We start from the raw sequence: 9,904 nt of genomic DNA on the forward strand, positions 1-9,904 counted from the left end.
AAGGCACGGAGGAATGTCATGGCCAGCGTCACGGGTTTGTCGGGTAACGAAATCTACTGCATGGCGCTGAAAGGCTATACGCCCGGCGAACTGGTGGTCGGCAACAGCGTCAATTCGATGGGCTTTTTGGGCTCGATCGGCGCGGGGCTGAACAATATTCTCGGCGGCGAGATTCCGCAGGTGACGCAGGCGATCCAGGACGGGCGCATGCACGCCTTTTCGCGCATGGCGCGCGAGGCGCAGAACCATGGCGCGTCCGGCGTTGCAGGCGTGTCCGGCAACCTGCGCGGCCTGTCTGGCAATACTGAATTTCTGTTCATCGGCTCGTGCCTGCATGGCGCCTCGGGCGCCTTCTTCACCTCGGCGGGCGACGCGCAGGAACTCTACTGCCACATGGACGCCGGCTATCAGCCGATCCATCACGTCTTTGGCAATATCGCCTATTCGATGGGGGTCGGCGGCGGGCTGATCGGCGCGCTCAAGCAACTGGCGCGCGGCGAAATCTCGGAATATTCCGACGTGTTCAACAAGACGCGCCACAAGGCGCTTGAGCGCATCACACAAGCGGCGGCGGCGGACGGCGCCAACGCCGTCGTCGGCATACGCACCACCGTGCTGCCATGGATGGGCACGCACGAAATGGTCATGACCGGCACGGCCATGCATCATCCGGGCCTGCCTTCGGGTCAGGTCGCCTCCTCCGATCTGACTGGCGAGGAGCTGTGGTCGATGGCCAGCCTCGGCTATGCGCCGGTCAAGCTGTTGATGTCCACCTCGATCTATTCGCTCGGCGTGGTCGGCGGCATCTTCTCGGCGCTGAAATCGCTGGCGCGCGGCGAGATTTCCGAACTGACCGAGCTGGTTCACGACGCCCGCGAACACTGCATCAGCCGCCTGAAGCGCGAAGCCGACGAGCTGGGCGCGCAGGAGGTGGTCGGGGTCAAGACCTATGTGATCGAGATCGGTCAGGGCCTGATCGAATTCATGGCCATCGGCACGGCGGTGCGCAAAACGGCGGGCATGGGCGTCGCCACCCAGATGCTGCCCGCGCAGGCCATTGTGCGCGATAAGGACACCTGGGTCGATGGCGATTCCGGCATGATGCTGCTGCGGCAAAACGAAGGCGGCTAAGCTTTTCACGCGAATTGACGGGACGAAGGCGGCGGCTCATGTTACAGACCTGTTATCCAGTTTTCGCACGCACATGCTCGACCGCACCCAATTCTACCGCTTTGAAGATTTTATCCGCGACACCGCCGAGGCGCGCAGCGGCGACGAGTTGTTCGCCGCCTTGCAGCGCGCGGTCGGGCAATATGGCTATGACCGGCTGATCTTTTCGGCGCCGCTCGATTTCGACCTGCCGGACGAATGGCGCAGGATGGGCGTTTACAGCACCTATCCAACGGACTGGGACGAAGAATATGAGCGGCGCGGCTATGCGGGCATCGACCCGGTGCTGCGCGCGGCGGCCCTGCGCAGTCAGGCCTTCACCTGGAAGGAGCTGGAGCGCAACTCGATCTATTCCGACGCGCAGAAACGCTTTATGCGCATCGCTGAATCCGACGCCGGACTGTATGGCGGCATTGGCGTGCCGATCCATGGCCGACGCAATCTGCAGGCGGGCGTCGGTCTGGCCAGCAGCCAGCCACACAACGACGCCGAGGCGCACCGCGACCTGATCGGCGCCTTCTGCAACCAGTTCTATGTCGCCTTCAAAAGGCTCTACGCCCGTCCCGCCCCGCCGGTTGAAGCGCCCTCCCTGTCGCCCAAGGAGCGCGAAATCCTGACCTGGGTGGCGGCAGGTAAGACTGACGATGATATCGGCGTCATCCTCAGCATCAGTCGCAATACGGTCGATACCCATATGCGCTCGATCTTTCGCAAGCTGGACGCCAGCAACCGCGTCACCGCCGTGGTGCGCGCCATTGTTGACGGCCATATTCAACCCTGACGAAATGCGATGGATTGCGGCTTTTCTGCGTCCCCTCACGAATTCTCGTGATACCACGCCCCGCGCGGATGTGGTTGATTTTCCACGTCGTTTGACGCCACGTTTTCGTTTCAGGGTCCGTTTTAGCCTCCGGATCCTGAAACCGGGGGGCGCGGGGGGCATGAATTGTCCGCACATAGGAGAGAAACTTATGTGCGGACGGTTCGATGCCTTGTCTACCATTCATGCGCGCGCGACCATAACCCGCATACTCAAGGTCAATCACGCTGGCGAATATGGCGCCATTCGTATTTATCGCGCGCAGATATACATTGCGCGCTGGCTACATAAAGACCTCGTCCCTTTCCTCAGCGAGATGCTCGGCCACGAAATTGATCATTGTCGGCAGTTCCATCTGGCTATGCCGTCGCGACAGGCGCGTCCGTGTCGCGCTATGTCTGCATGGAGCCTTGGCGGATATGTATTGGGCTGCGCGACGGCACTGATGGGGCAAAACGCCATCATGGCCTGCACCAAAGCCGTCGAACAGACCGTCCATCGCCACTTAAGCGAACAGTTGCGCTTTTTGAAAACACGCGACAAGGCCCTGCACGATGTTATCGCGACGATCCAAATTGAAGAGGCTTCGCATCTCGACTGGGCCGAATCGCGCCTGCAACCGACCTTTATAGCGAAGCGTCTTGAAGCCTTCGTCGTCATGGCGACCGAATCGGTCATATGGCTATCGACACAGGGCGACGTCACTCGCATGACGCGCGCCCTGCACGAAGGATAAGGCATGTGCGGACAGTTCGATACTCTGGCGCAACTGGCGTTTTTGCAGGATTTACTGGGGGTTAGGCCAGCCGCCCTGCCGGTTTTGCCGCGGCGGGTCGCGCCGTCGGCGGGGGCGGCCATTGTCGTGGAAAACCCGGAGAGCCGCGCCTTTGAGGTCATGCCTGCGCGGTTCGGACTGGTTCCGTCCTGGTATCGCGGCGCGCTGAAGGACTGGAAGGCGGCGACGTTCAATGCCCGCGTTGAAGAGGCCAATTTGAAACCGGCTTTCAAGGGCGCGTGGCGGTATCGGCGTGCGCTGGTTCCGGCGGAAGCGTTTTACGAATGGTCGGGGCCTAAGACGCATCGCCGCCGTTACCGCGTCGCGCGCGCCGACAACCAGCCGCTGATGCTGGCCGGATTGTGGGAGGAGGCCTATCTGGCAGAGGGCGAGTTATGGAGCTTCGCCGTGCTGACGCGACCGGCGGGGCCGGATATGGCGGCGATTCACGACCGCGAACCGGTCATCTTATCCCCGCAAAGCTGGGCGGCATGGCTGAGGCGCCAGGCGGTCGATCTGCGCCAGCCTGCGCCGCTGGGCGTAAGCGAAGAAACGCTGGGAAGTTTGTTATAAAGGCGAAAAAAGCGGGTTTTTTGGCCGATTATTGCCGAATTTAGGCAGGCCGACGACTCCCACCCACCCACGGACGCCGAAGGCCTCAGTTTTCTCCGAAAAACTCGCGTTGCGACTGCTCCAGTTCTTCAGCGTAGCGCCGCGTCACATATTTTTCGGTCAAAAGGCCCATCAGCTTGTGGTCTTCGCTGACCACGGCCAGATCATCGACGCCGAAATGTTCGAACACGCGCTGGATGGCGGCGATATCCATGTCGGGCCGCACGTAAACATCGGTCTGGCGCGCGATCTGGCTGGCCGGGCCGTCTGGATCGACGCCCTCGCCATAGGCTTCGGCGGTCAGAACGAGTCCATGATAGTCGCCCGCCGCGTCGACCAGCAGGACGCGGCTGGTCGAGCCAAGCGGCACCTGTTCGCGTAAAGACGCGATGCTGATCGTATCGGGCAGGGTCGTATGGTTCTTGCGCATCAGGTGCGCGGCGGTCAGGGAACGCACCCAGCCGATGTCGCGCGGCGTGCGGATCGCTTCGCCGCGCAGGTGCAGGCGCCAGGTCGAGAAGGAATAGCCGAAATATTCGCGCATGATGGCCGAGCAGCACAGGGCCGCCGTCACCACCGCCGCCGTCAGCGCGAAGTCGTGCGTGACCTCCAGCACCAGCAGCGACATGGTCATCGGACCGCCGACAATGCCGACCGCCAGCCCGGCCATGCCGACCAGGGCCGAATTCGTCGGATCGAGATTGGCCGCGGGCCAGATATGGTTGACCGTCATGGCGAAGGCCGATCCCAGCAGCGAGCCGAGAAACAGGGACGCGAAGAACAGGCCGCCGCGGAAACCGAAGGCGAGCGACAGCACCGAACCGCACATTTTCAGCACGAACACCGCCAGAAGCGTGAGGATCAGCGATTGCTGCGCCAGAAAGAGCTGCATGGCGCCGTGGCCGGACGACAGGGCCTGCGGCGCCACGAAGGCGACCGGCATCAGGCAGATCCCGCCGACCAGCGGGCGCCAGACATCGCCGATGGGCAGACGGCGCACCAGCGCCTCGGCGCTGGCCACCAGCCGGATGATGACGATGCCGACTCCGGCGCAGATGATGCCGAGCAGGGCGAACAGAAGATAGCCGGGCAGCGAGATGTCGCGTCCGATGGTGCTGGCGATGACGAACGGTTCGTTCTGCATCAGTTGCGCGGCGACCACCGCCGTCAGCGACGCCGCCGCCACCGGCGCCAGGGCCGCAGGCGTATAGGCGCCCAGCACGATTTCGAACGCATAGAAGGCGCCCGCCAGCGGCGCGTTGAAGGCCGCGCCGATGGCCGCGCCCGCGCCTGCGCCGACCAGGGTGCGTAAAGAAGCGCGCTTTAAGTCCAGCCACTGACCGATCTTGGACGCCATGCCGCCGCCCATCTGGGCATAGGCGGCTTCGAGGCCCACCGAGGCGCCGAAACCGTTGGAGATCAGGGTTTGCAGCGACACCATCAGACTGTCGCGCAGAGGAATGCGCCCGCCATAGAGGGCGTTGGCCTCGATCACGTCGATCGGCTGGCGCGCGCGACGCGGAAAGATCAGGCGCAGCACGCCGAGGATAAAGCCGCCCATCGGCAGGGCCAGCAGATGCCAGGGCTGCAATTCCGGCAGGGCGCTCAGACGCAGATCGGGCGAAAACCCGTAGAGGATGGATTGCAGCAGGTGCGCCGTATGGCTGAGGAGCGCCGCCATGACGCCGGCCAGCAGGCCGACCCCGGTGGCCAGCACGATGAACCAGACCTCGGAGCCTTGCAGATGGCGCTTGAACAGGGCGACGCCGCGCAGCACAGGCCGCTTGACCGTCTTGCCCAGCAGAAGGTCATTGAGATGCGGCGGGCTGACGTTCTGGCCAAGCAGTTGCATCAGGGGCTCCAGACCGCGTTGCGGCGGATGAGACGGCGAGATTCTTCAAAAAAACCTTAGACTTCTCGCGCGACAATGTGAAGCCGGTTCGCGCGCTGACAGGCGAAATTCAGCGATCTTCGGCGAACAGGCGACGGATGGACTCGTTCCACGGCAGGCACAGGGCCAGGGCCGCCGTCAGCACGATCAGCGGCAGCCACACCGCCGGATGATGCAGACGCGCCGTCGCCACGGCGCCGATCAGCGCGCCCAGAACAAAGCTTGCGCACAGGGTAAAGAAGAACAGGGCCTCGCGCCGCTGCTTTTTTTGCGGCGCCGGGCCGCCGCGCCGGAACACGAAGGCGGCCATGAAGCTTTCGGCGAAATGGCGTAAGTTTCCGCTGGTCGTCACCGAGGTGTAGAAAAGGTGTCCGATGCGCGTGAAGCTGGTCGCCTGCAGGGCCGCCACGAAGGCGATGCCCGCCACCACCGCCATGTCCGGCGCGATATGCTCGGGCAGCAGGGCGACGCAGAACAAAAAGACGACCTCGACGGCCAGCGAGACGCGCGCCGCCGACGGGATCAGTCGCCGCAAGGGCGGCTCCTTCAGCGCATGGGCGACCCCGACCCCGATCAGATAGGCGAGGATCGGCGTGACGAACGGCAGGGCGCGCCAGCCCTGATCCGGTGACGAGGCTTGCGCCAGGGCCGCCGTCAGCTTGACGATATTGCCGGTCATGGCGTTGGCGAACACGCCGCCGTAGCCGACATAGGTATAGGCGTCGAGCATGCCCGCCGCCAGAATCAGCAGGGCGGCGACCGGTAAGGTGCGTTCGGGGCGGTCTTCGTCAGCGGCGCTCATGGCCGCGATTGTAGAAGCATCCGGGGCCGCCGCAAGCCTCGCCTTGCGCGGACGGGCCGATGCTGTAGGCTGACGCGATAACGTCAAGGAGACCGCCATGTTCCGTTGCGCCGCCCTGCTCGCCTGTCTTGTCGCCGTCCCGGCCATGGCCGCCGCGCCGTCGCCGACCTCGACGGTCATTTCCGCCGTCAGCGGCGACTGGAACGACGACGGCGTGATGGACCGGGCGGTTCTGACCGATAATGACGACAGCGCCGCCGACCTGTGGGTCTGGTTCGGCGGCGACAACGGCTTCACCCTGGCCGCCCATACGCCCGCCATCGCCTATAATGGCGGCATGTTCGGCAGTACGCCGGAACTGAAACTGACGGACAAGGGCGGTTTGCAGGTCAGCGACGGCAATGAGGCGGTCGGGCGCGATCACTGGACGCGGCTGCTCACCCTGGCCTGGCGTAATGGCAAGCTGGTGGCGGCGGGCATAACCGCCAACGCCTACGATACGCTCGATCCCGACAATGGGCATAGCTGCGACGTCAATCTGCTGACCGGCAAGGGCGTGAAGGACGGCAAGCCCGTCAGTGTCGCAGGCCCGCAGGTCGCCGTATCCGACTGGAGCGACGACAAGGTTCCTGCGGCCTGTCAGTTTTAGAGTCTGGCAGTTTTAGAGTCTGGCAGTTCTAGTTTCAGGTTCCGTCGCCAAGCCGCGCCGCCACCGTGGCGCGCGCGGCGTCGAAGGCTTCGGTATTGCGCCGGACCTGCGCGACCAGAACCGCGCCCTGAAAGATGTTGTTGAGTTCGCGGCCAAGCGCCTCAGGATCGGGCAGGCCCGCCTCGGCGCAGAGCTGCGTGAAGCGTTGTTCGATATAACGCCCCGCCTGCTGGCCGCGCGCCTCGATCGGGCCGCAGCGTCCGGCAAATTCCTGCGCCGCGCGCATGGCCAGACAGCCCTGAAAGCCGCTCGCTTCCATCATCTCGCGCTTGATGTCGAAAAGAGCCTGAATCTGCGCGCGCGGATCGGGGTTGCGGGCTTTGGCCGGCTCGAACAGGCAGGCCTCGACGCCTTCGCCATAGCGGTCCAGCACCGCCTCGATCAGGTCTTCCTTGGACGGGAAGTACTTATAGAGGGTGCGCTTTGAGATGCCGCTGTCGGCCATGACCGCATCGACGCCGGTGGCGTGAAAGCCGCCCGCGTAAAAGGCCTCATAGGCCTTGGCGATGATCTCCTGCTTTTTGTTCGGAACAGCGGCGTCGGCCACAGTGATCTCCTTTGCAGAAAATTTTATAGCACGGCGGCTTGACAATGTAAACCGATCTGTTTACCTATGCCGGTGTAAACAGATCGGTTTACACCAACGCGCCGTTTTGACGCTCTCACGAAAGGCTCACAGCCATGCCTAATCTCTCTGGAAAAATCGTCCTCGTCACCGGCGCCAATCGCGGCATCGGCGCCGCCCTTGTCCATCAGCTTTTAAGCGCGGGCGTCGCCAAGGTCTATGCCGCCGCGCGCAACCCCGCCGCCCTGCCCGATTTCGGCGATGCGCGCGTACAGGCCCTGCAACTCGACATCACCGATGAGGCTTCGGTCGCCGCCGCTGCCAGAGCCGCAGGCGATATCGACGTTTTGATCAACAATGCCGGGGTCGCCGCCGCGGGCGACGTGCTGGACAGCGACCTTGACGTCCTGCAACGCGATATGGACACCAACTATTACGGCACGATCCGCGCTGCGCGCGCCTTTGCGCCCATCGTGCCGGACCAGACCGGCGTGATCGTCAATGTGGTCAGCGTGGTCGGCCTGACCTCGGCGCCCGGCATGGCCGGTTATTCGGCCTCCAAGGCGGCGCTGCAATCCTTTACGCAAAGCCTGCGTTACAGCCTTAAGCCGCGCGGCGTCGCCGTGCTGGGCGTCTATCCGGGGCCGATCGACACCGACATGGCGCGCGACCTGCCGTGGGACAAGGCGACGCCTGAGTCGGCGGCCAAGGCTATCGTGGAAGGCATCGAAGCCGGCGAGACGCACATCTTCCCCGATCCGACCGCCAGAAACATCGAACAGTTGTGGCTCAGGGACGGACGCGCGCTCGACGCCGCCCTGTCGCAACGCGCCGAGGCGCTGGAAGAAGCTTAGGTTAAGTACCGCAACGCCTGGTCCAGCGGCGTCCTCGGCGTCTCGCCGATGACCCGCGCCAGGCGTTCGTCATAGAGGCCGTGCGGCGCGTCCCACAGATAGAGCATTTCCAAAGTCGCCTTCATAAAGGCGTCGAACGGCGCGGCCAGATGGAAGAAGATGCGCGGGAAACGGCTCAGGCGCACGCGCCGCCCCAGCGCCTTTTCCGCCGCTACGCGCAAGTCCCGCATCGTTACGTTCCAGCTCTCGAAATGGAAGACCTCATAGGCGGCCAGATCGCCTTCGACCTCCGCCAGGCGGACAATGACCTCGGCCAGATCGGGCAGGCAGGCCCAGGCGTGAACCGTGTCATAGCCGCCGGGCGAAGACAGCTTGCCCTTGCGCAGATCCTTGGCGACCAAAGCGTTCATCCAGCTATTGGCGGCGACATCGCCGAAGAAGTCGCCCGCGCGCACCACGATTGTGTGCAGGCGCCCCGCCTCGGCGCGCTCACGGAACAGGGCCTCGGCAGATACGCGCAGGCGGCCTTTCAGCGTGGTCGGGGCGAACGGCGTCTCCGGCGTCAGGCGCGGCGGCATATGGCGGCCGAAATTATAGACGCTGCCCGGATAGATGTGACGCGCGCCCAAAGCTTCGGCGATGTCCGCCGCCGCCGTCAGGGTCGGCAAAAGCTTGTCCGCCCACACCGGATAGGGGACGTTCAGCCCGTTGAACACCACATCGACATGACCGCAAGCCGCCGCCACGGCCTTTGCGTCGAACAGGTCCGCCGCGACCGACAGGACGCCCTCGCCCGCCGTCTTGCCCGGCCTTACCAGGCCGATCACCCGCCAGCCATGCGCCCTGAAGGCGCGCGCTGCGACACTGCCGACCCCGCCATTTGCGCCCAGAACCAGAACCGTTTTCATCGTCATCTCCTTGATTTGCGATGACGGCAGGATCGCTCATTTATATTTGCATGGAAATTGCGGTAATTTGCATGTTAGATATGCAAATATGGATAGTCTCGACTGGACCCTGCTGCGCGCCTTTCTGGCCGTGATCGAAACCGGTTCTTTGTCCGCCGCCGCGCAGCGTATCGGCGCGACCCAGCCGACGCTGAGCCGACATATCCGCGAGCTGGAAACCCGCCTCGGCGTGACGCTGTTCCGGCGCTCGGCGCAGGGGCTGGAGCCGACCGAGGCCGGGCTGGCCCTGACCGAGGATGCGCAGGCGATGGGACGCGCCGCCGACGCCCTGTTGCTCAAGGCCAGCGGCCGCACCGAATCCTTGCGCGGCACGGTGCGGATTACGGCGTCGGTTGTGATGTCGAACCTGATCCTGCCGCCGGTCATCGCCGCCCTGCGCCGCGACGAGCCGTTGATCGAGATCGAGATCGTGGCCTCAGACCAGTCGCAGAACCTGCTGCGCCGCGACGCCGATATCGCCATCCGTATGTTCGATCCGACGCAAGGGGCCTTGATCGCGCGTAAGCTGGGCGAGACGCCGCTGGGGCTTTACGGCGCCCGCGATTATCTTGAGCGGCGCGGGCGTCCGCGCGGCGTTAATGAGTTGCCCGATTTCGACCTGATCGGCTTCGACCGCGACGACATGATCATCCGTAATTTTCAGGCGCGCGGCATGAATGTCACCCGGCACAGCTTCGGCGTGCGCACCGACGATCAGGTGCTGGGCTGGCATTTATTGCGCGCCGGCGCGGGGCTGGG

11 protein-coding genes are annotated in these 9,904 nt (G+C 64.1%); 7 read left to right on the forward strand and 4 right to left on the reverse strand.

Features of this window, described 5'->3' with window-relative positions; all coding sequences use genetic code 11:
• The first annotated feature begins 18 nt into the window (after positions 1–18).
• The 4 genes from ACTHLA_RS14230 to ACTHLA_RS14245 all read left to right on the forward strand — a co-directional run bounded on the left by ACTHLA_RS14230 (position 19) and on the right by ACTHLA_RS14245 (position 3,338).
• Positions 19–1,131 carry a heavy metal-binding domain-containing protein gene (locus ACTHLA_RS14230; RefSeq protein ID WP_440190641.1) on the forward strand — a complete coding sequence of 371 codons (1,113 nt, stop codon included), beginning with the start codon at positions 19–21 and terminating at the stop codon, positions 1,129–1,131.
• 73 nt (positions 1,132–1,204) lie between these two features.
• Positions 1,205–1,951: a LuxR family transcriptional regulator gene (locus tag ACTHLA_RS14235; RefSeq protein WP_440190644.1), complete on the forward strand. Its 747-nt coding sequence runs from the start codon at positions 1,205–1,207 to the stop codon at positions 1,949–1,951.
• 160 nt (positions 1,952–2,111) lie between these two features.
• Positions 2,112–2,726 carry a demethoxyubiquinone hydroxylase family protein gene (locus tag ACTHLA_RS14240; protein WP_440190647.1) on the forward strand — a complete coding sequence of 205 codons (615 nt, stop codon included), beginning with the start codon at positions 2,112–2,114 and terminating at the stop codon, positions 2,724–2,726.
• A gap of 3 nt (positions 2,727–2,729) precedes the next feature.
• Complete coding sequence (locus ACTHLA_RS14245) at positions 2,730–3,338, forward strand: SOS response-associated peptidase (RefSeq protein ID WP_440190650.1); 609 nt, start codon at positions 2,730–2,732, stop codon at positions 3,336–3,338.
• 85 nt (positions 3,339–3,423) lie between these two features.
• On the opposite strand, the gene ACTHLA_RS14250 is transcribed toward ACTHLA_RS14245, so the two are convergent.
• Together ACTHLA_RS14250 and ACTHLA_RS14255 are read right to left on the reverse strand one after the other, a co-directional pair.
• A complete protein-coding gene (locus ACTHLA_RS14250) occupies positions 3,424–5,229 on the reverse strand; it encodes a chloride channel protein (protein ID WP_440190653.1) in 1,806 nt (601 codons plus the stop codon).
• Positions 5,230–5,338: 109 nt separating this feature from the next.
• Positions 5,339–6,070, reverse strand: coding sequence for a YoaK family protein (locus tag ACTHLA_RS14255; RefSeq protein ID WP_440190656.1), 732 nt, complete (start codon positions 6,068–6,070; stop codon positions 5,339–5,341).
• 97 nt (positions 6,071–6,167) lie between these two features.
• Between ACTHLA_RS14255 and ACTHLA_RS14260 the strand changes: the two genes are divergently transcribed.
• Complete coding sequence (locus ACTHLA_RS14260) at positions 6,168–6,719, forward strand: hypothetical protein (protein ID WP_440190659.1); 552 nt, start codon at positions 6,168–6,170, stop codon at positions 6,717–6,719.
• Positions 6,720–6,753: 34 nt separating this feature from the next.
• Here the strand turns inward: ACTHLA_RS14260 and ACTHLA_RS14265 are convergent, their stop codons facing one another.
• Entirely contained in the window at positions 6,754–7,326 is a 573-nt protein-coding gene (locus tag ACTHLA_RS14265) for a TetR/AcrR family transcriptional regulator (RefSeq protein WP_440190662.1), read from the reverse strand.
• A gap of 134 nt (positions 7,327–7,460) precedes the next feature.
• Here ACTHLA_RS14265 and ACTHLA_RS14270 point away from each other — a divergent pair, with 134 nt between their 5' ends.
• On the forward strand, positions 7,461–8,198 hold the full coding sequence (locus ACTHLA_RS14270; RefSeq protein ID WP_440190665.1) for an SDR family oxidoreductase: 738 nt from the start codon (positions 7,461–7,463) through the stop codon (positions 8,196–8,198).
• On the opposite strand, the gene ACTHLA_RS14275 is transcribed toward ACTHLA_RS14270, so the two are convergent.
• Positions 8,195–9,106 (reverse strand): NAD-dependent epimerase/dehydratase family protein, encoded by a 912-nt coding sequence (locus ACTHLA_RS14275; protein ID WP_440190668.1) that lies wholly within the window; start codon positions 9,104–9,106, stop codon positions 8,195–8,197. The two genes, ACTHLA_RS14270 and ACTHLA_RS14275, sit on opposite strands and share 4 nt — an antisense overlap.
• Before the next feature lie 88 nt (positions 9,107–9,194).
• Between ACTHLA_RS14275 and ACTHLA_RS14280 the strand changes: the two genes are divergently transcribed.
• On the forward strand, positions 9,195–9,904 hold a 710-nt coding region (locus ACTHLA_RS14280; protein WP_440190671.1), incomplete at its 3' end, for a LysR family transcriptional regulator.

Source organism: Asticcacaulis sp. (assembly GCF_051956075.1).
Classification (GTDB): Bacteria; Pseudomonadota; Alphaproteobacteria; order Caulobacterales; family Caulobacteraceae; genus Asticcacaulis.